Origin of the sequence: Azospirillum sp. CT11-132, assembly GCF_047302835.1 — a bacterium.
Classification (GTDB): domain Bacteria; phylum Pseudomonadota; class Alphaproteobacteria; order Azospirillales; family Azospirillaceae; genus Azospirillum.
In genome coordinates this window covers 1,853,791-1,873,298 of record NZ_JBGLZA010000003.1, presented here as the reverse complement: position 1 = coordinate 1,873,298, position 19,508 = coordinate 1,853,791, and the positions used below count along the sequence as shown (strand labels likewise).

The following is a 19,508-nucleotide window of genomic DNA, read 5'->3' as shown; positions in this document are numbered from 1 at the left end:
TCACTCGTGCAAAGGGGGGCAGCAATCGGGAGGACATCATGCGCAATAGTTTGCTTGCCACCATCGCCTTCACCGCCATGACCGCCATGACGGCGGCATCCGGGCTGTTGTCCGGGGCGGCGCAGGCCGCGGACCCGATCAAGGTCGGCGCCATCATCTCGGCCACCGGTCCGGCCTCCTTCCTCGGCGATCCGGAGAAGAAGGTGCTGGAGCTGTATGCCGACCGCATCAACAAGGCGGGCGGCGTCGATGGCCGTCAGGTGCAGCTGACCGTCTATGACGACGGCGGCGCTGCCGACAAGGCGGCCTCCTTCACCAAGCGCCTGATCGAGAGCGACGGCGTCGACGTGATCGTCGGCGGCACCACGACGGCGGCGACCATGGCGGCGGTGCCGCTGGTGGAGCGTGCCGGCGTGCCCTTCATCTCGCTGGCCGGCGCGGTGGTGATCGTGGAGCCGGTGAAGAAGTGGGTGTTCAAGACCCCCCACACCGACCGCATGGCCGCGGAAAAGGTGATGGAGGACATGAAGAAGCGCGGGCTGACCAAGCTGGCGCTGCTGTCGGAGGATTCCGGCTTCGGCAAGTCGGGCCGCGAGCAGACCGTCGCCGTCGCCAAGGAGCGCGGGATCGAACTGGTCGCCGACGAGACCTATGGCGCCAAGGACACCGACGTCACCGCACAGCTGACCAAGATCAAGAACACCGCGGCCGCCCAGGCGGTTCTGGTGTTCGGCCTGGGCCAGGGTCCGGCGGTGGTGACCAAGAACTACCGCCAGCTCGGCATGTCGCTGCCGCTCTACCAGTCGCACGGCGTCGCGTCGAAGGAGTACATCCGTCTGGCCGGCGGTGCCGCCGAGGGTGTCCGCCTGCCGGCCGCCGGCCTGGTCGTCGCCGCCCAGCTGCCCGACAGCGACCCGCAGAAGAAGGTCGTGACCGAGTTCACCAAGGTCTATGAGGACAGCTTCAATTCGGAGGTCTCGACCTTCGCCGGCCATGCCTATGACGGTCTGATGATCGCGCTGGACGCGGTGAAGCGCGCCGGCGGCACCGACAAGGCCAAGCTGCGCGACGCCATCGAGCAGACCAAGGGCTATGTCGGCACCGGCGGCACCGTGACCATGAGCCCGAAGGACCACATGGGCCTGACGCTGGACGCCTTCCACATGGTGGAGGTCAAGCAGGGCGACTGGTCGCTGGTGAAGTGAGCCGATCCGCCGCTCGGATCCCCTCTCCCCCCCGGGGAGAGGGTTAGGGTGAGGGGGATGCATTGCTTGGATTCACAAGAATAGTGATGCCGCGATCATTCCCCTGAATCCACCCCATGCATCCCCCTCACCCCGACCCTCTCCCCGCTTTCGGCGGATCTTCGATCCGCGTGTCGCGTCAGCGCAAACGAAGTTTGCGCGTGAGCGGGGGGGAGAGGGGGAGTTGGCGGGAGAGGAACATCAGGAACCCAACGATGTTCGCGGAACTGCTGCAATACATGCTGTCGGGGCTGACCATCGGCGCGATCTATGCGCTGGCGGGACTCGGCTTTTCGATCATCTACAACGCCAGCCACGTCATCAACTTCGCCCAGGGCGAGTTCATCATGATCGGCGGCATGGCGTCGGCCACCCTGACCGCGTCGGGCGTGCCGCTGCCGCTGGCGATCCTGATCGGCTGCGGCGGCGCCATGCTGGTCGGCGTGCTGGTGGCGAAATTCGCGGTCGAACGGGCGCGCAACGCCTCGACCGTCACCCTCATCATCATCACCATCGGCGCCTCGATCTTCCTGCGCGGCGTGGCTGAACTGGTCTGGGGCAAGGACTTCAAGCGGCTGGACGCCTTTTCCGGCGAAACGCCGATCCAGTTCCTCGGCGCCTCGATGCAGCCGCAGTCGCTGTGGGTGGTGGGCACCGCCGCGGTGCTGATCGTCGCCATCGGCCTGTTCTTCAACAGGACCCTGACCGGCAAGGCGATCCTCGCCACCTCGCACAACCGTCTGGCGGCACAGCTGGTCGGCATCGACGTGAAGCGGGTGGTGCTCGCCTCCTTCGCGCTGTCGGCGGCGCTGGGCGCCATCGGCGGGGCGGTGGTCGCCCCCATCACCTTCTCCTACACCGAGATGGGGATCATGCTGGGGCTGAAGGGCTTCACCGCTGCGGTTCTGGGCGGCCTCGGCCATGGGCCGGGTGCCGTGGCCGGCGGGCTGATCGTCGGTGTCGCGGAGGCGCTGGGCGCCGGCTACATCTCCTCGGCCTACAAGGATGCGGTGGCCTTCGTCATCATCCTGGCCGTCCTTCTCTTCATGCCGAACGGGCTGTTCGGCAAGCGCGGCACCGAACGGGTGTAAGGACAGTAGAACCGATGAACGCACTCCTTCACGGGCGGCTGACCGGCCTGCTGGCACTGGGCGCGGTGATCGCGGTCCTGCCGGCATTCCTGCCCAACAACTTCTATCTCGACATCGCCATACTGGCCGGCTTCAACGCCGTGGTCTGCGTCGGGCTGAATTTGCTGATCGGCTATGCCGGACAGATCAGCCTGGGCCATGCCGGCTTCTTCGGGATCGGCGCCTATGCCTCGGGCGTGCTGGTCGGCGTCTATGGCTGGCCGCCGATCCTGGCGCTGCTGACCGGCGCCGTGGTGGTCGGGCTGCTGGCCTTCCTGGTCGCCAAGCCGATCCTGCGGCTGAAGGGCCATTATCTCGCCATGGCGACCTTGGGCATCGGCATCATCGTGTCGATCGTGCTGCGCACCGAAAGCGGGCTGACCGGCGGTCCCGACGGCATGATGGTGGAGCCGTTCAGGATCTTCGGTTTTGAGCTGTATGGCGAAAAGGTCTGGTACTGGGTGGTCGGCGTGCTGCTGGTCGGCGTGGTCTGGCTGTCCTTGAACCTGATCGACAGCCCGATGGGCCGGGCGCTGCGCGCCGTCCACGGGTCGGAGGTGGCGGCCGAGGTGGTGGGCGTCGACACCGCCCGCTTCAAGGTGCTGGTCTTCGTGGTCTCGGCGGTGTTCGCCAGCGTGGCCGGCAGCCTGTTCGCCCATTACGCCGGCCTGATCACCCCGGCCAAGGCCGACTTCTTCAAGTCGATCGAGCTGGTGACCATGGTGGTGTTCGGCGGTATGGCGTCGACCTTCGGCGCGGTCGTCGGCGCGGTGGTGCTGACGCTGCTGCCGCAGGCGCTGACCGTCTTCCAGGATTACCAGCAGATCGTGCTGGGCGGCATCCTGATGGCGACGATGGTGTTCATGCCGAAGGGCCTTCTCCCCACCCTGGCGGCGCTGCTCCCGGCGCGGAGGCGGGCATGAAGATGCTGGCGACCACCGATCTTTCCCCCGATACCACGTCCCAGGCCCGCCGCGTCGGCCCGCCGATCCTGAAGGTGGAGCATCTCAGCCGCGAGTTCGGCGGCGTGCTCGCCATCGGCGATCTGAGCTTCACCATTGCCGCCGGCGACATCCATTCGATCATCGGGCCGAACGGGGCGGGCAAGACCACGCTGTTCAATCTGGTGACCGGCGTCTACAAGCCGTCGGGCGGCCGGGTGCTGTTCGACGGGGCCGACGTGTCGGGCATGGCGCCCTACAAGCTGGCCGCCCGCGGCATGTCGCGCACCTTCCAGAACCTGCAGATCTTCTTCAACATGACGGCGCTGGAGAACGTCATGGTGGGGCGGCACCTGCACCTGAACACGCGGCTTCTGCCGGCGCTGTTCCGCTTTCCGTCGCTGGTGCGCAAGGACCGCGAGGCGAAGGACCGGGCGGCGCAGCTGATGACCGAGGTCGGGCTGGAGAAATACATCGACGCCGACGCCGCCTCCATGCCCTACGGCGCGCTGAAACGGCTGGAGATCGCCCGCGCGCTGGCGTCGGAGCCGAAGCTGCTTCTGCTGGACGAGCCGGCGGCCGGCCTGAACGCCACCGAAAGCCGCGAGATCGACGAGGTCATCAAGACCGTCGCGGCGTCCGGCGTCACCATCATCCTGGTGGAACACGACATGAAGATGGTGATGGGAATCTCTCACCGGATCACCGCCCTGAACCAGGGCCGCATGCTGGCCGAGGGCACGCCGCAGGAGGTGGCGGCCAACGCGGACGTCATCGCCGCCTATCTCGGCGCGGCACCGTGAGGGAGGCGCGGAGCATGCTTCTGGAGATCGAGGGCCTCAACAGCCATTACGGCCGCATCCACGCGCTGAAATCGGCCAGCCTGACCGTGCGGGAGGGCGAGCTGGTGGCGCTGGTCGGCGCCAACGGCGCCGGCAAGACGACGCTGCTGCGCACCCTGTCCGGCGTCCACCCCGCCAGCAGCGGGCGCATCACCTTCGACGGCTGCGACATCACCCGGATGAAGGCGTCGCGCCGCGTCGCCGAAGGGGTGGTGCAGGTGCCGGAGGGCCGGCAGCTGTTCGGCCCGCAGAGCGTGGAGGACAACCTCCGCCTCGGCGCCTACCGCCGCGGCAGCGGCAAGCCGGACGACGACATCGACCGGCTTTACGAGATGTTCCCGGTGCTGAAGGTCAAGCGCGACCAGCCCGCCGGCACCCTGTCGGGCGGCCAGCAGCAGATCGTGGCCTTGGGCCGCGCGCTGATGGCGAAGCCGCGCCTGCTTCTGCTCGACGAGCCCAGCATGGGGCTGGCGCCGCTGCTGGTGGCGGAGATCTTCGACGCCGTGCAGCGGCTGAAGCGGGAGGGGACGACCATCCTGCTGGTGGAGCAGAACGCACATGCGGCACTCGCAATCGCCGACCGCGGCTACGTGATCGAGACCGGCGAGATCGTGCTGAGCGACAGCGGCGCCACGCTGTTGAGCAACGAGCGGGTGCGGCAGGCTTATCTGGGGCTGTGATAGGATCTGACGCAACACTATCGCCGCGACACATCAACGGACCCAAACCCGTGAAACTCCACACCTATTTCCGTTCTTCCGCCGCCTACCGCGTGCGCATCGCCCTGAACCTGAAGGGGCTGGCGCCGGAGCAGGCCTTCGTCCATCTGCGCCGGGGCGAGCAGGCCAAGCCGCCCTATGCCGACCTCAACCCGGAGCATCTGGTGCCGGCCCTGGAGGTCGACGGGCCGGACGGGCACCATGTGCTGACCCAGTCGCTCGCCATCATCGAGTATCTGGACGAGACGCACCCGACCCCGGCGCTGCTGCCGGCCGATGCGCTGGGCCGGGCGCGGGTGCGGGCGCTGGCGCTGGCGGTGGCCTGCGACGTCCATCCCCTGAACAACCTGCGGGTGCTGAACCATTTGAAGACGATGGGCCATAGCCAGGAGGAGGTCGACGGCTGGTACCGGCACTGGATCGCCGTCGGGCTGACCGCGCTGGAGGCGCAGCTCGCGACCGATCCGCGCACCGGGCGCTTCTGCCATGGCGACGAACCCGGACTGGCCGACATCCTGCTGGTGCCGCAGATGGCGAATGCCCGCCGGCTCGATTGCCCGCTGGACGGCTTTCCCACCCTGCTGCGTATCGACGAGGCCTGCCGCGCCCTGCCGGCTTTCGCCGCCGCCGCACCCGCCCGCCAGCCCGACGCGGAGGCCTGATCCGGCGCCCGCCTTTTGTCCCCGGCAGATCACATCCCCGCCCGTTGGTGTTAGCGGTTTCGCGACACCCTTCCGTGGTATAGAGCTAGCCGGAATTCGGGTGGGGACGGCGGCCGGACGATGTTGGGCAACTTTTCTTCGATGGCGTACGACCTTGCCGAGAACATCGCGGCAAGCGCCTTCGTCGTTCTCGCCTACACCTTCCTGATCCGCCGCTCCGACGGCTGGAGGCTGAACACCCGCCAGGTCGTCTTCGGCGCGGTGATGGCGCTGACCGCCCTGTTCTCCATGGTCCATCCCATCCATGTCGGGCCGGGCATCTTCATCGACGGGCGCACGCCGCTGGTCGGGCTCAGCGCCCTGTTCGGCGGCCCGCTGTCCGCCGCCATCACCGCCGCCACGGTCGCCGGCTATCGCCTCTATCTGGGCGGGGTGGGGATGGAGGCCGGCGTCGCCAACGCGCTGTTGTCCTTCCTGACCGGCGTCGGCTTCGCGATGTGGGTGAAGCGGCGTGGCGTGGTCCTCGGCGCCGTGTCGCTGCTGGGCTTCGGCCTGCTGCTGACGCTGGTGTCGCTGCTGACCCTGCTGCTGCTGCCGACCCTGGAACTGGCGCTGCAGGTGGGACAGCGCACCGCACCGCCGCTGCTGGCCATCGTTCCGCTCGGCACCCTGTTCCTGGGTGGCCTGCTGTTGCGCGAACAGCGCCAGCACGACGCCGAACGGCGGCTGGGGGAGAGCGAGGCGCGTTACCGCCTGCTGGCCGACAACGCCACCGACATGATCCTGGAGATGAAGGCGGACGGGGCGGTGCGCTACCTGTCGCCGTCGGTGCGCGACATCCTGGGCCATGATCCGGCGGAGATCGTCGGCCGCGCCCCGGCAACCCTGCTGCACCCCGACGATGTGGAAAGCGCCGCGACGGCCTTCGCCGGCATGAAGGCGGGATCGCCTCCCGTCACCTTCACCCACCGGCTGCGCCACCGCGACGGCCATTACCTGTGGGTCGAATCCAGCATGCGCCCGACGGTGGGGGCCGACGGCGAGTTCGTGGTGGTCGGCGTCGTCCGCGACGTGACCGAGCGCAAGCGCTATGAGGAGGAGCTGTCCGCCGCCCGCGCCGAGGCGGAGGCTGCCAACCGCGTGAAGTCGGAGTTCCTGGCCTCGATGAGCCACGAGATCCGCACGCCGCTGAACGGCGTCATCGGCTTCGCCGACCTGCTGCTGGGCACCGACCTGTCGGCCGAACAGCGCCAGTATGTGGCGCTCCAGCGCGAGGCCGGGCGCGGCCTGCTGGCGATCATCGGCGATATCCTGGATTACTCGAAGATCGAAGCCGGCAAGCTGGAGCTGGAGGAACGCGCCTTCGACCTGCACCGGCTGCTGCGCGACTGCCGCGACCTGATGAGCAACGCCGCCTCGCAGAAGGGGCTGCTGCTGCAGCTGTCGCTGGGCGGCACCGTGCCGCGTTTCGTCCATGGCGACGAGGCGCGCATCCGCCAGATCCTGCTGAACCTCGTCGGCAACGCGGTGAAGTTCACCGAACGCGGGTCAGTTCTGGTATCGGCCGGGCTGCTGTCGGCGGAGGACGGCGAGGGGGCTCCGGTCCTGCTGCGCTTCTCCGTCAGCGACACCGGCCCCGGCATCGCGTCGGCCGAACAGGCCAACCTGTTCCAGCGCTTCAGCCAGGGCGACCGGTCCACCACCCGGCGCTATGGCGGCACCGGGCTCGGCCTCATCATTTCGAAACAGCTGTCGGAGTTGATGGGCGGGCGGATCGGCGTGCAGAGCAGTCCGGGCGTCGGCAGCACCTTCTGGTTCGAACTGCCGCTGCCGGTCGCCGCCGCACCGGGGCTGGCCGCCGAACGCAGGGAGGCAGCGGCGACGCGTTGCGCCCGCATCCTGCTGGCCGAAGACGTGCCGATGAACCAGATCGTCACCTCCTCCATCCTCTGCAAGGCCGGCCATACGGTCGAGGTGGTGGAGGACGGCGTGCTGGCGGTCGAGGCGATGCGCAAGGGCGAGTTCGACCTCGTCCTGATGGACATGCAGATGCCACGCATGGACGGCTTGCAGGCGACCGCGGCGATCCGTCAGCTTGGCGGACGGCGGGGTGCCGTGCCCATCATCGCACTGACCGCCAATGCGTTGACCGATCAGCTGCAGCTTTGCCTGGATGTCGGAATGAACGACCATGTGACCAAACCGATCGAGCGCGACACCCTGCTGTCGGCGGTCGACCGCTGGCTCGACGCCGGGGCGGAGGACGCCCTGGACGACGCGGCCGTGCTGGCCGGAGTGGCTCCGGTTTCCGACACTCCGCCGGTGCTGAACCTCGCGACGCTGGACACGCTCGCCCAAACGCTGGGCGCCGAGGTGCTGCCCCGCTTCGTCAACGGAACGCTGGCCGAGCTGGCCCTGCGCGCCGACCGCATCAGCGAGGCGGAGACGGCGAAAGCCGCGGCGGCCGATGCCCACGCCATGGTGTCGCTGGCCGGCAATGTCGGCTTGCTGGAACTGTCGCGCATCGCCCGCAAGCTGCAGCATGCCTGCGAACAGGATCGGCCGGACGCGCCGATGCTGAAGGCGGACCTGCGCGACGCCGTCAACCGCGCCTCCGCCGCGCTTCAGGCGGCGCTGCCCACCTTGGGCGTGGCGGTGGAGACGGCGCGCTGAGGCTTTCCTTTACCGGTTGACGATCAGGGCGACTCCGGCCACGGCGACCGCGGCGCCGACCCAGGCGCCCAGCGCCGGGCGCTGGCCCGTCAGCAGCCACATCATCGGCAGGATCAGCACCGGGCTCAGGGCCGACAGGGTGGCGACCACCCCGGCATTGCCGTGGGCCAGCCCGACCAGCAGCAGCGTCATCCCCAGCCCGACGCCCAGCAACCCGTTGCCGGCGATCTGCAGCATCAGCTTCGGGGTCAGCCCGCGCGGCAACAGCATCCCGCCGAACCGTCCGCCGGGCATCTCGCCGCCGGCCATCGCCGCACCACCGCCGCGGATCGCCGACAGGGCGCCGATCGCCGTGAACATCAGCGCCGCCGTGGTGACCCGCACCGCGGCCGAGGCGATCGGGTCGGCGCCCGCCGCCATCACCGGCTTGGCGATGATCGAGCCGGCGGCCTGTCCGACCGCCGCCAGCAGGCAGACCGACACGCCGGCCAGCAGGCTGCCCTGGATCGCCTCCCAGCTGTGGGTGGAGCCGGAGCGCAGAGCCACCGCCAGCATCACCCCCAGCGTGACCAGCGCCACGCCCAGGACGGTCCAGGGCCCCAGCGCCTCTCCCAGTAGGGCATAGGCGAGCAGGGCGGTCAGCGGCGCGTTGGCGGCGTAGATCACCACGTTGCGGCGCGGTCCCAGCCGGCTGAGCGACCAGAACAGCGCCATGTCCCCCACCACGATCCCCAGCAGACCCGACAGAGCCAGCGTCAGCGCCGATCCCGTATCCAGCGTCTGCCAGCCGCCCATCAGCGTCGTGGCGATCAGCAGCGCGGTGGCGACGATGGTCAGCCGCACGCGGTTGAAGGCGATGGAGCCCAGCACCCGCACCGGTCCGATGGCGATCAGGCCGCCCGCGGCCCAGCACAGCGCCGCGCCCAGCGCGGCCATGTTGGCGATCATGATGGAAATACGGACCGTTTGTTGGAGATGGGGGGTTGAGAAGGGGGACCCGCACTCTACAGCCGTCGCACGCTGCCCGCGAAATGAGCAAGATGCATGGCCGGGCCGATCTTCCGTCCGTCCGCCGGAACCGCGCCCCTCCCCCTGCCGTTGATTCGGTCGGAACACGCCTCTTGTGGCATTGCCGATCCGAGGAGCACGCGACCGATGCGGACAGATTTCATGAGGCTTGGCACCGTCGCCCCCGTCGCCCTCATCTTGGCGGCCGGGTTTCTCACCATCCAGCCGGCGGCGGCCCAGACGGGAGGAGCGGCCCCCGCGGGCTGCGCCGCGATGGTGGAGCAGTTCGCCGCCGACCAGGGCCTGTCGACCGAACCGCCGCCGGTCGCCGTTCCCGGCACCGCCGCGCCCGGCCTGTCCGGCTCCTCGCCGCGCGACGAGCAGGGGTCGGGCGTCAGCAGCGGAGAGCTGGCACAATCCGGTGGCATGGTGGCTCCGCCCGCCGTCGGCGATCAGGCGGTGATCGAACCGCCGGCCATCGGCAGCAACATGCCGACTGCTCCCTCGGTCAGTCCGCAGGCCAATTCGCGCGCCACGCCGGACAGCGGTCCGGGTGGTTCCGGCGGGGGCGACGGGCTGATGGGGCAGGCGGCGCGGAACGCCCAGCTGGAATCGCTTGTGACCGCCGCCCGCAGCGCCGCCCGCGACGGCGACGAGACCCGCTGCATGAACAGCCTGAACGACGCCCGCCGCCTGTCGCGGACCGCCCCCGGCGGCCATGGCGGCTGATGGAGCCGGTTGCCCTGAACAGAGTCGAGGAGCGATGCATGACCTTCAGTCTTGGACCCTTTCCGCCGGCACCGCCGCGCGAGCCGTCCGTGCCCGACGAGCCGATGCCGGTGCCGGGCGATCCGTCGCGCCCGCCGCTGGGGGAGCCGCCGGGGCCGATCCCCGTTCCGCCGCGTGAGCCGCCGCCGGCACCGGACCGTCTGGCCCCGGACCAGTTGGCCCCGGACCAGTTGATGGACCGACTGATGGGCTGAGGCCAGCCCGTATGGCTTCACTTGTGTGATTTCATGGCCCGTCCGGCCTATTCGGAGCGGTCCCGACTTGCCAAGAGCGCCCGGACGGGCGATTTGTCAGGGGTTGGCGTCCACCGGTCCATAGATGGGCTGGCAAGGGCGCCGCTTCTGTTTGCCGGAGTTCGGGTTTCCCATGCACAATCAGCCGCCCCGCAGCCACGTCTATCGCCAGCCCAACGTCGTCGCCACCCAGGTGACGGCCACCGTGAAATGGTTCAACCCCGAGCGCGGCTACGGCTTCGTCAAGGTCGGCGACAGCGGCAAGGACGCTTTGCTGCCGGCCTCGCTCGTCGTGCCCGCCGGCCACACCACCCTGCCGGACGGCGCCACCGTCGTCGTCGACATTGTCGAGGACCGCAAGGGCCAGCAGGTCAGCGTCCTGCATTCCGTCGACCTTTCCACCGCCGCTCCCGCCCGCCCGCAGGCGCGCGACCGCGGCTTTGGTGATCGGGGCGGCGATCGGGGATTCGGCGACCGTGGGAATCGCGGGTTTGGCGATCGTGGTCCCGGTGATCGTGGTCCCGGTGATCGCGGGTTCGGGGCGCGCCGCGATGCCGGCGGTCCGCGTGAGCGCAACTTCGGCGACCGCAACTTCGGTGATCGGGGCGGCGACCGCGGCGGCTTCCAGGGCCGTGGGCCGGATCGCGGCCAGGATCGTGGCTTCCAGGATCGCGGCTTCCAAGACCGGGGCCAGGATCGCGGCTTCCAGGACCGCGGCCCGCGCCGGCCGCAGGCCAGCGGCCCGACCAGCGAGGTGGGCGCGACCGTGAAGTGGTTCAACGGCGGCAAGGGCTATGGCTTCGCGCAGCCCGACGACGGCGGTCGCGACGTCTTCATTCCCGCCCGTGCGCTGGAAAGCGCCGGCCTGCGCGGTCTGGATGACGGGCAGCGCGTGCGCATGACCGTCCGCCAGGGTGAAAAGGGGATGGAAGCGGTCAGCCTCAAGATCGAGTGACCGCTTCCCCCGCTTCAATGCCGGCCGTCAGCTGTCCGACGGCACCGAGGACTGGCCCAGATGCGCCGCCGCTTCCCGCTGGTTGCGGGCGGCGACGTCATCCGGGACCGCCAGCCCGGCTTCCGGGCTGTTGACATGGGGGCCGCCGGAGTTGCGGCGGTCCTCCTCCTCGATCTCGCGCGCGGCCTGCGCCCAATGGTCGAGATGGCGGTGGTCGGGCCGCCCTTCCTGTTCCCAAAGCTGATAGGCCCGTTCACGGACCCGCGGGTCGTTGGGACCCAGAGTGTGTTCCATGATGGTCGGCTCCAGTTGCTGAAGGGGGGCTGGTCAGGTCCGGTCCGGCTGGGAGGGGGAGGAAATCCGTTCCAGCGCGTCCTGAACCGCGCGGTCGTTCTTGGCATCGGTGGCAAGGTCGCCCAGCGAGACGATACCGGTCAGCCTGTCGTTGCGGTCCACCACCGGCACCCGCCGGACCTGCTGGCCGGCCATCAGTTCGGTCACGCTGCCGACCGGGTCGTCCTCGTAGCAATAGCGCGGGTTGGCGGTCATCACCTCCGACACCTTGCAGCGGTCGGGCTGCTTCCCGGCGGAAATCGCCCGGACGGTGATGTCGCGGTCGGTCACCACGCCGATCAGATCCCGCCCGTCGCAGACGGGAAGGATGCCGACGTTCAACTGGTCCATCAATTGCGCGGCCCGGCGGATGCTGTCGTCGGGCCGTACCGTCTGCACGTCGCGGGTCATGATCTCGCGGATTTTCATGCGGGAGCTTCCTGGAACAGTGGCGGAGGGCACGGTGGCATCGGGCACAGTGGTGGAGAGGCGCGGTACTCCTGTCCCGTCCTCAACAGATGCGCCGGTCCGCCATCCCGCTCAACCTATCCAGTAGAGTGGATCCACCCCGAAGAGCAGGGGGTGCAGCATCAGCATGCCCCCATATGCGGCAAGCCCGCCGGCCAGCCGCGCCGGTCCCATCTCCGCCAGTCCGCGCAACGCCCCGCGCCAGCCCTGCGGCCCCGCCAGCGGCAGCAGCGAGGTCTCCGCCCGGAAGGCGCGGCCGCCGGGGCTGCGGCGCAGCACGACCTCGTTCTTCACCAGCGCGAACAGGGCGATGGCCGCCATGGTGCCGAACAGCAGCACGCGGCGCCCGTCGCCGGTGGCGTTCAGATGGGCCAGCGCCCACAGCAGCAGCGCCAGGCTGCCCGGCGCGCGGGTCAGGCGGTAGACGCCGCGCGGCGGATTGGGCTCGCTCTGGCTGCCGAAGCGGGTGGTGACGCGGGCGACCAGAAGCAGGAAGACGATCGGCATCACCATGGCGACCAGCGGAGCCGCCCAGTCGAAGGGGGTGAACACCACCTCCCCGCCGTCGGCGGCACGGTAGGCCAGCACGAACAGGGCCAGCGTCACCAGTGAGCCGACGGAATGGATCGTCGCGAAGCCGCCGCGGCCGAGCCGGGCGATCAGGGCGGGCCGCACCCCCGGCCAGGACGGCAGGGCATGGCTGAGGAACAGCAGGGCGGCGGCGAGGGTGAGGGATGCGGTCATGATGGAGACACTAAACCTGGACGAACGACTCACGCCTTGATTGGAGTCAAGAAGACGGGAAATGGGGAACGCCCGCAAGGCTCGCGCGGTTCACAGGTGGAAAACCGGCTCATCCCCCGACCCTTGTGGACACCATGACCGAGTGGATCATCCAGATCGTGCAGCAGTTCGGCTATCTCGGCATCTTCCTGATGCTGATCCTGGCCCGCGTGCTGCCGCCGGTGCCGGCGGAGACGGTGATCCCGCTGGCCGGCATGGGTGCCGCGACGGGGGAGTTCAACCTGCTGCTGGTGGCGCTGGCCGCCGGTCTCGGCTCGGCCGTCGGGGAACTGGTGTGGTACCTGCCGGCGCACTGGATGGGGCGCGAGCGGTTCGAGGCCTTCCTGCGCCGCCATGGCCATTGGCTGACTGTGAAGCCGGAGCAGGTCCACCGCGCCACCGAATGGTTCGCCCGGCGCGGCGGCCTCGCCGTGCTGCTGTGCCAGCCGCTGCCGGGGCTGCGCACGCTGATCTCCGTTCCCGCCGGGGCCTGCGGGCTGCCGATGGGGGTGTTCCTGCTCTATGCCGCCGCCGGTGCGGCGCTGTGGTCGCTGGTGCTGGCCGCCACCGGCTATCTGGTGCGGGTGGGCTTCCCCTGGATTGCCGACTGGATGGTGCCGGCGACGCTGGTGTTGTTCATCGTCCTGCTGGGGACCTATGTGCTGCGGCTGGTCCGCCATCGCCGCGAGAATCGTCGGGAGGAGCGCCGGGCGGCGCAGAGCGGCGTTTCGCGCGGCGGCGGCTGAGTTCCTGCGGAACCTTCACCCCGCCTTGCGCGTTTGAGGCGCGAGACATCCCCGAAAGGACATGGACCAGAAGGACATAGCCTTCCGGCCAGACCACGGTTTCCGGCGTGAAGCCCGATCCGAAAGGAACCGATCCGATGACCCGCAAATCCGCGAACCCGATCCGGTGGCGAGCCGCCGCCGTGCTGTCGGCGGCGCTGGGCATGGCCGCCTGCGCCTCCGACGTGCCGCCGCCCACCGCCCAGCTCGGCGCCGCTTCCCAGGCGGTGCAGGAGGCCGAGCGCGCCAACGCCCTGCAATACGCTCCCGTCGCGCTGCAGAGCGCCCGTGACAAGCTGGCCGCCGCCGACAAGGCGATGCGGGCCGACGAACGCACCCGTGCCCGCCGTCTGGCCGAGGAGGCCCGCGTCGATGCCGAGCTGGCGACGGTGACCTCGCAGCGCGCGGTGACGCAGCAGGCCGCCACCGCGGTCCGCAAGTCCGCGATTCCCAACGCCCCGCAATCGGCTGCCGCGCCGAACGCGGCGCCGGTCTACAGCGGGTCGAGCTATGGCACGTCCGGTTACGGCGACTCCAACCTGAGCGGCTCCAGCTACGGGGCTCCGGCCACCGTTCCGAATGCCGTTCCGCCGGCCGTTCCGCCCGCGCCGGCCGGCTCCCTCGGCACCATTGGCGGGACGAGCGGCGGCAACAGCTGGGGCTACAGCTATCCGGAGGTGCGTCAATGACCGCGTTCGCTCCCCGCACCATCCTCGTGCTGGCCGGGCTGGGCCTCGGGCTCGCCGGTTGTGCCACCCAGCCGACCGACAGCGCCGCCCTGACCCAGGCGCGCCAGGACTACAGCCTCGCCGCCGCCAATCCGCAGGTCGCCGGCAACGCTCCGCTGCAGCTGCGCGACGCCGAGCAGGTGCTGCGCCGGGCCGAGGCGCTGCGCGACCAGGGCGCCGACGCCGCCGAGGTCGACCATCAGGCCTACATCGCCAGCCGCCGGGTGCAGATCGCCCAGGAGACGGCCGGGGTGAAGGGCGCCCAGACCGTGGTCGCCAACGCCGACACCTACCGCCTCCAGGCCCGCAACACGGAGCTTGAGCAGCAGCTGCGCGACCTGCAGGCGCAGCGGACCGAGCGCGGGCTGGTCATGACGCTGGGCGACATCCTGTTCGCCACCGGCCGGGCGGAGCTGACCCCCGGCGCCTATGACCGGGTCGACCGGCTTGCCCGCTTCCTGCAGGCGCAGCCCGGCCGCACCATCCGGATCGAGGGCCACACCGACAACACCGGCAGCGACGCCACCAACCTGCGCCTGTCGGAGGCCCGCGCCAACGCCGTTCGCGACGCGCTGACCGCCCGCGGCGTCTCGCCGTCGCGCATCGTCACCCAGGGGATGGGCGAGGCGCAGCCGGTCGCCAGCAACAGCAACGACGCCGGCCGCCAGCAGAACCGCCGCGTCGAGATCGTCATCTCCGACGACGGCAGGGTGGCGGAGACGCGGTAAGCGTCAGCCACTCCCATCCAGCCCCCCGCGCCGGCGTCAGTCGCGCGCGGGGTGTTTTTTTTCCTGCATGGACCGGAAGACGCCCCAGGCTCCGGTGGCCAGACCGACCGTCAGCAAGGCCGCGGCGCCGGCGCGCAGGGCGGAGCGCGGCGGCGAGGGCAGGCGCTTCCACGGCGCCCATGCCTCCTCCGGATCGTCCGGGTCGGCGATGCGCAGGGCGGCGAAGGCCTGTTCGGTCAGGCTGGGATCGCTGGCCGGCAAATCCGCCAGCCGCCGCCCGGACGGCCGGCGCAGCCGGTCGATGGCGCCGACCATACTGCCGGTCTTCGCAATCTCCACCTCCAGCCGATCCTGCCCGATGCCCAGATGCTCGGCCAGCAGGCGGTTGCGCACACCCTCGATCGCGGCCTTCGCCCGGTCCCGTTCCGGTCCGTCCTCCTGCGGCGCTTCGATGGTCAGGTCGCATTCGGTGTCGTAGCCCATCGACCGGTTGTTCAGGTTGGACGACCCGATGCGCAGCAGCCGGCCGTCGACCGCCACCACCTTGGAATGGACGATCACCGGCCGACCCTGCTCCGTCACCGGGGTCAGGGCGCGCAGCCGGCCGAAGCGGTCGGCCTCGCGCAGGCAGCGCAGCGCGACCGCGCGCGGCGTGTCCATCGCCATGCGGTCGAACCAGCTCGGGCTTTCCATCGACACCACCAGCACCACCTCCGGCCCGTCGGGTTCGGCCAGACGGCGGGCCAGCGCCTCGGCGACGCGGGCGGAGGCGAAATACTGGTTTTCCAGATAGATCGTCCGCTCCGCCGCGGCGATGGCGGCAAAGGTCAACGCCTCGCTCTCGCGGATCGCCGGATGGCCGTCGGTTGCCGGCACGGTGCGCGACACGCCGACCTGCGCGTCGGTCAAGACCGGGTGGGCGCAGTCGGGCAGGGGGCAGTCCGGCCAGGGATCATGATCGGAAGACTTTACATCGGGGGGAGGGCAGGGCTCCAGCGCCTCGCCGGTGGCGTTGCGCCAGCGCTCCCGCGCCAGTTCGCCGAGCGCGCGGGCGGCATCGCCGTCGACCATCATCATCACGTCGTGGCGCGGGCCATAGGGTTCGCCGTTCGGACAGCGGCGGCGCGGGTCGTCGTCGCGATGCTCCGACGTGTCCCAGCGGTCGAAGGAGAAGTCGATCCCGCCGCAGAAGGCCAGCGCATCGTCGACCACCAGCAGCTTCTGGTGCTGGGCGGCGCCGACCGGCAACTCGCCGTCCAGCCGGGCGGTCAGCCGGTAGCCGGTGTTGCGGTCCAGCCGTTCCAGCGGTTCGTGCGGGTGGTCCAGCGCGATGGGAAAGGGCATGTCCCATTTCAGCGCCCGCACATGAAGGCCGGGACGCGACCGCATCAGCCGGCCGAGGAAGCGGCCCAGCGTCTCCCAGCTGTCGGGATCGAGGCGCATGCGCGGGTCGATGTCCCAGCCGACCAGCAGGATCGACTGCCGCGCCCGCTCCATCGCGGCGCGGGCGGCGACAAAATAGTCGGCGCCGTCGACCAGCACCGCCACGCGCCCGGCCCGCTCGGTCCGCCAGCAGGTGAGGCCGGGGCGGAGCACCGGGCCGGTTGCCGGCTGCGGCGGTTCGGGCTGGAAAGACGCAGGTTCGGAGGTGTCGGCGGATAGGGCTGAGGAATTGAGCTTCATCGGGGCACGTCGACAGTGTGGGCGGCGGCATTGCGGGCGGCATCCGGTGCGAAGACGCGCATCGGAAGGAACGCCCGGGACCGTCCGCCTCGCGGCTTGAACCACGGTGGGGCCCCGATGTTCCCGTTTCGAAGGCGGGGCGTCCGTATCTCGCCGAAGGAGACCGCTTCGGTACGCTTTTTGTCACCGGCTTCCCAAAAAAGAAGAGACGAAGACCGCAACCAAGTCAGTGCTGCCCTGTTCTAAACCGATGAAAGACGCGAGGCCTGGGCCGGAAGTCGCGAGGCGGCTAAAGGCGCGGCAGTCGCCCCGTTTTGAAAGACGCCCAAATGCGAGGCGTTGCCACCATGAAGGAGTTCGAGGATGCGTAACCTGATGATCGGCGCCGTTTCTGCGGTTCTCCTGATGGCCGCACCGGCCATGGCCCAGACGGCTCAGTCAGAGAGCCCCGGCGCCGTCAAGAGCAGCGGCGCCTACGACACCGCCCCGAGCACCAGCAGCGGCTACACCGGGCCGGACGGCGTCGTCCGCACCCCGCCGGGCGCAACCACCTCGCCGTCGGCCGGTTCCTCGACCGGCGGTGTGGACATGCCTGGCACGTCCGGTTCGTCGGGCACCTACAGCAACGGCTCGGGTTCGTCGATGCCGGGCGTGACCACCGCGCCGTCGGGCATGGGCAACAACACCGGCAGCAACATTCCGCGCGACAACCAGACCGCCACCGGCACCCACTGCCCGCCGGGCACCCCGAACTGCGGCCCGGACCAGGGCGGCAGCCAGTAACCTTCCGCATCGCGGCAGTCACCGCGGGCGCCCCGGAGCCATCCCTCCGGCGGCGCCCGCGTCGTTTTGGTCGTCGTTGAAGGCCCGTGAAGGGTGATGCGACGCAAGTGCGCCGTCAGCCGCCCGCTATCAGCCGGATGCGCGGACCGAATGGCGGGGCGGAACCTCGACGAATTCGTCCAGCGGAGCGGTGCCGGCGGCGGTGGCGACCAGACGGCGGAACAGCGCCTGCTGGCGGTTGTCGGCGACCAGATATTCCGGATGCCATTGCACGCCGATGAGGAAGGGCTCGTCCGGTGCCTCGATGCCCTGGACGACGCCGGCCCGTTCGCGGGCGACGACGCGCATCCCGTCGCCGACACGGTCCACCGACTGGTGGTGCAGGGCGTTCACCCGGCATTCGGCGATGCCGAGGATGCGGTAGAGCCGGCTGTCCGGCTCGATCCAGATACGCTTGCGCGGCAGCACGGTGCGCATGTGCGGCGCCTCCTCATACACCTCGTGGATGTCGATGTGGAGTGAGCCGCCGCGGTGGACGTTGATCATCTGCGAACCGCGGCAGATGCCCAGTACCGGCAGCGCGATCTTCGCCGCGCAGTCCAGCGCCCGCATCTCCAGCCGGTCGCGTTCGGGATCGATGCGGATTTGCGGGCGGGCGGATTCGCCGTAGAGCGAGGCGTCGATGTCGTCGCCGCCGCCGACCACCAGCGCGTCCAGCCGGTCGATGGGAAAGGGTGAGTCGGCCGTGATGCGGACCGACGAGGCACCGGCCCGCCACAGGGCCAGCCGGTTGGCCATGGCGGCGATGCGGCTGCCATGGATCGAGGCGGTGATGCCGACCAGCGGCCGGGATCTGCCGACGATGGATGCCATGGCGATCCCCTCAGCCCGCCTGACGGGCGGAGTCGTCCAGGGCGCCGTTCTGGCCGCCGCTGCCCAGAGTCGAATTGCGCAGGGCCGGATTGGCGGCGAGCAGGGCGTCGATGCGCTCGGCCCAGCCGTCCAGCTGCTGCGCCTCGGTCGCCCGCCGGTAGTCGGTGCCGAGACCGTCCAGCAGGGCGCGCTCAGCGGCCAACCGCTCCACCGTCACCCAGCGGTTCCAGTCGGCGGCGAGCGACCAGCCGGGGTCGCTGAGCCGCGCGTTGGGCAGCCGGTAATGGAAGGTCGGGCGCGGGCGGATATGCGGATCCTGCATCGCTGCGGCCAGCCGGTCGCGGTCGAGATGGGCGAACAGCGGGAACAGGTCCAGCTCGCGGTTGCGGGTCGGGTTGTCGGCCAGATAATCGTCGATCAGCCCGCCGAGATCGGGACGGTATGCCGGATCGACCACCTTGGCGGCGTACGGCGTCGGGAAGGCGGCGATGAAGCCTGACAGCCGCCGGGTGACGTCGACGCGGATCTCCCGGCGCAGCCAGGGGGCCAGCAGCAGGAAGGCCTTCAAGGTGTCCAGCAGGTAGTCGGCGTCGGTCCGCGCCACCTCCGGATTGAAATGCAGGCCGAAGGCGAAGAGCGGGCTGGCCTCCGTCCCGGCGGCGCCCAGCGCGCGCAGGCGGGCGACCATCTCCTCCAGCTCCGGCATCTGCTCCACCGTCACCGGCGGCGCGGCGATCTCGAAGGGCATCACCAAGCTGCCGATGTTGCCCCACAGCGGACGCAACGGGTCGAGCACCGCCGCTCCCCCCTTGCCGCTGTGGGCGGAGCGCATGTCCAGCTCCACCGTGAAGTCGCCGAGCCGGGTGCCCGTCACCAGACATCGGTGCGGGTTCTCGACGGCGACCGTCCCGCCGAACAGCCGGTGCACGCAGGCTGCGGCCGACGGCGCGTCCAGGTCGGCGAATTCAAGTTCCACCCCCACACGGCGCGGCGTGCCCTGGGGAGTGGTGCGGAGCGGGGGGAGGAGGAAGGGTGTGGTCATTGCAAGCCTTCAACAGCGCATTCCGCACGCTGTTCCCTGACCGGAACCTTGGCGCAGATTCGGGGCGGGGGAAGTTGCGGATCATCGCGCAGGTGAGAAATCAGGG

21 protein-coding genes are annotated in these 19,508 nt (G+C 69.9%); 14 read left to right on the top strand and 7 right to left on the bottom strand.

Annotated elements, in window-relative coordinates; all coding sequences use genetic code 11:
* Nucleotides 1-38: 38 nt before the first annotated feature.
* The 7 genes from ACCD06_RS14675 (at nt 39) to ACCD06_RS14645 (ending at nt 8,211) form a co-directional block, all read left to right on the top strand.
* Nucleotides 39-1,205: an ABC transporter substrate-binding protein gene (locus ACCD06_RS14675; RefSeq protein WP_413341477.1), complete on the top strand. Its 1,167-nt coding sequence runs from the start codon at nt 39-41 to the stop codon at nt 1,203-1,205.
* 254 nt (nt 1,206-1,459) lie between these two features.
* On the top strand, nt 1,460-2,335 hold the full coding sequence (locus ACCD06_RS14670) for a branched-chain amino acid ABC transporter permease (RefSeq protein ID WP_109156963.1): 876 nt from the start codon (nt 1,460-1,462) through the stop codon (nt 2,333-2,335).
* A 14-nt stretch (nt 2,336-2,349) separates the two neighbouring features.
* On the top strand, nt 2,350-3,297 hold the full coding sequence (locus tag ACCD06_RS14665; RefSeq protein WP_109154483.1) for a branched-chain amino acid ABC transporter permease: 948 nt from the start codon (nt 2,350-2,352) through the stop codon (nt 3,295-3,297).
* Nucleotides 3,294-4,118 (top strand): ABC transporter ATP-binding protein, encoded by an 825-nt coding sequence (locus tag ACCD06_RS14660; RefSeq protein WP_109156965.1) that lies wholly within the window; start codon nt 3,294-3,296, stop codon nt 4,116-4,118. The genes ACCD06_RS14665 and ACCD06_RS14660 overlap by 4 nt, the downstream gene beginning before the upstream one ends.
* Nucleotides 4,119-4,132: 14 nt before the next feature.
* The gene (locus ACCD06_RS14655; protein ID WP_413341473.1) at nt 4,133-4,837 is read left to right on the top strand and encodes an ABC transporter ATP-binding protein; all 705 of its coding nucleotides are present in this window, start codon (nt 4,133-4,135) and stop codon (nt 4,835-4,837) included.
* Nucleotides 4,838-4,887: 50 nt separating this feature from the next.
* The gene (maiA, locus tag ACCD06_RS14650; protein ID WP_136704560.1) at nt 4,888-5,538 is read left to right on the top strand and encodes a maleylacetoacetate isomerase; all 651 of its coding nucleotides are present in this window, start codon (nt 4,888-4,890) and stop codon (nt 5,536-5,538) included.
* 141 nt (nt 5,539-5,679) lie between these two features.
* Nucleotides 5,680-8,211 carry an ATP-binding protein gene (locus tag ACCD06_RS14645; protein ID WP_413341471.1) on the top strand — a complete coding sequence of 844 codons (2,532 nt, stop codon included), beginning with the start codon at nt 5,680-5,682 and terminating at the stop codon, nt 8,209-8,211.
* 9 nt (nt 8,212-8,220) lie between these two features.
* Here the strand turns inward: ACCD06_RS14645 and ACCD06_RS14640 are convergent, their stop codons facing one another.
* Complete coding sequence (locus ACCD06_RS14640; RefSeq protein WP_413341469.1) at nt 8,221-9,159, bottom strand: DMT family transporter; 939 nt, start codon at nt 9,157-9,159, stop codon at nt 8,221-8,223.
* A 222-nt stretch (nt 9,160-9,381) separates the two neighbouring features.
* On the opposite strand from ACCD06_RS14640, the gene ACCD06_RS14635 reads away from it, so the two are divergent.
* The 3 genes from ACCD06_RS14635 to ACCD06_RS14625 all read left to right on the top strand — a co-directional run bounded on the left by ACCD06_RS14635 (nt 9,382) and on the right by ACCD06_RS14625 (nt 11,196).
* Entirely contained in the window at nt 9,382-9,948 is a 567-nt protein-coding gene (locus tag ACCD06_RS14635) for a hypothetical protein (protein ID WP_413341467.1), read from the top strand.
* Nucleotides 9,949-9,986: 38 nt separating this feature from the next.
* On the top strand, nt 9,987-10,202 hold the full coding sequence (locus ACCD06_RS14630; protein WP_413341465.1) for a hypothetical protein: 216 nt from the start codon (nt 9,987-9,989) through the stop codon (nt 10,200-10,202).
* A gap of 172 nt (nt 10,203-10,374) precedes the next feature.
* Complete coding sequence (locus ACCD06_RS14625) at nt 10,375-11,196, top strand: cold shock domain-containing protein (RefSeq protein WP_413341463.1); 822 nt, start codon at nt 10,375-10,377, stop codon at nt 11,194-11,196.
* 27 nt (nt 11,197-11,223) lie between these two features.
* Here the strand turns inward: ACCD06_RS14625 and ACCD06_RS14620 are convergent, their stop codons facing one another.
* From ACCD06_RS14620 to ACCD06_RS14610, 3 genes are all read right to left on the bottom strand, one after another.
* A complete protein-coding gene (locus ACCD06_RS14620) occupies nt 11,224-11,490 on the bottom strand; it encodes a DUF2934 domain-containing protein (RefSeq protein ID WP_109154475.1) in 267 nt (88 codons plus the stop codon).
* A gap of 33 nt (nt 11,491-11,523) precedes the next feature.
* Nucleotides 11,524-11,958, bottom strand: coding sequence for a CBS domain-containing protein (locus tag ACCD06_RS14615; protein ID WP_109156972.1), 435 nt, complete (start codon nt 11,956-11,958; stop codon nt 11,524-11,526).
* A 111-nt stretch (nt 11,959-12,069) separates the two neighbouring features.
* A complete protein-coding gene (locus ACCD06_RS14610; protein WP_413341460.1) occupies nt 12,070-12,741 on the bottom strand; it encodes an NnrU family protein in 672 nt (223 codons plus the stop codon).
* Nucleotides 12,742-12,875: 134 nt separating this feature from the next.
* Here ACCD06_RS14610 and ACCD06_RS14605 point away from each other — a divergent pair, with 134 nt between their 5' ends.
* From ACCD06_RS14605 to ACCD06_RS14595, 3 genes are all read left to right on the top strand, one after another.
* Nucleotides 12,876-13,526 carry a DedA family protein gene (locus ACCD06_RS14605; protein WP_109157045.1) on the top strand — a complete coding sequence of 217 codons (651 nt, stop codon included), beginning with the start codon at nt 12,876-12,878 and terminating at the stop codon, nt 13,524-13,526.
* A gap of 137 nt (nt 13,527-13,663) precedes the next feature.
* Complete coding sequence (locus ACCD06_RS14600) at nt 13,664-14,254, top strand: DUF4398 domain-containing protein (protein WP_413341458.1); 591 nt, start codon at nt 13,664-13,666, stop codon at nt 14,252-14,254.
* Nucleotides 14,251-15,021, top strand: coding sequence for an OmpA family protein (locus ACCD06_RS14595; protein WP_413341456.1), 771 nt, complete (start codon nt 14,251-14,253; stop codon nt 15,019-15,021). Before ACCD06_RS14600 ends, ACCD06_RS14595 begins: the two co-directional genes overlap by 4 nt.
* A gap of 36 nt (nt 15,022-15,057) precedes the next feature.
* On the opposite strand, the gene ACCD06_RS14590 is transcribed toward ACCD06_RS14595, so the two are convergent.
* A complete protein-coding gene (locus tag ACCD06_RS14590; RefSeq protein ID WP_413341454.1) occupies nt 15,058-16,704 on the bottom strand; it encodes a phospholipase D-like domain-containing protein in 1,647 nt (548 codons plus the stop codon).
* A 363-nt stretch (nt 16,705-17,067) separates the two neighbouring features.
* On the opposite strand from ACCD06_RS14590, the gene ACCD06_RS14585 reads away from it, so the two are divergent.
* Nucleotides 17,068-17,487 (top strand): hypothetical protein, encoded by a 420-nt coding sequence (locus ACCD06_RS14585; RefSeq protein ID WP_109493000.1) that lies wholly within the window; start codon nt 17,068-17,070, stop codon nt 17,485-17,487.
* A gap of 129 nt (nt 17,488-17,616) precedes the next feature.
* On the opposite strand, the gene ACCD06_RS14580 is transcribed toward ACCD06_RS14585, so the two are convergent.
* The gene (locus tag ACCD06_RS14580) at nt 17,617-18,360 is read right to left on the bottom strand and encodes a gamma-glutamyl-gamma-aminobutyrate hydrolase family protein (RefSeq protein ID WP_413341452.1); all 744 of its coding nucleotides are present in this window, start codon (nt 18,358-18,360) and stop codon (nt 17,617-17,619) included.
* 10 nt (nt 18,361-18,370) lie between these two features.
* Nucleotides 18,371-19,402, bottom strand: a complete 1,032-nt coding sequence (locus ACCD06_RS14575) for an amidoligase family protein (protein WP_413341450.1) — start codon at nt 19,400-19,402, stop codon at nt 18,371-18,373.
* Between the last annotated feature and the right edge of the window lie 106 nt (nt 19,403-19,508).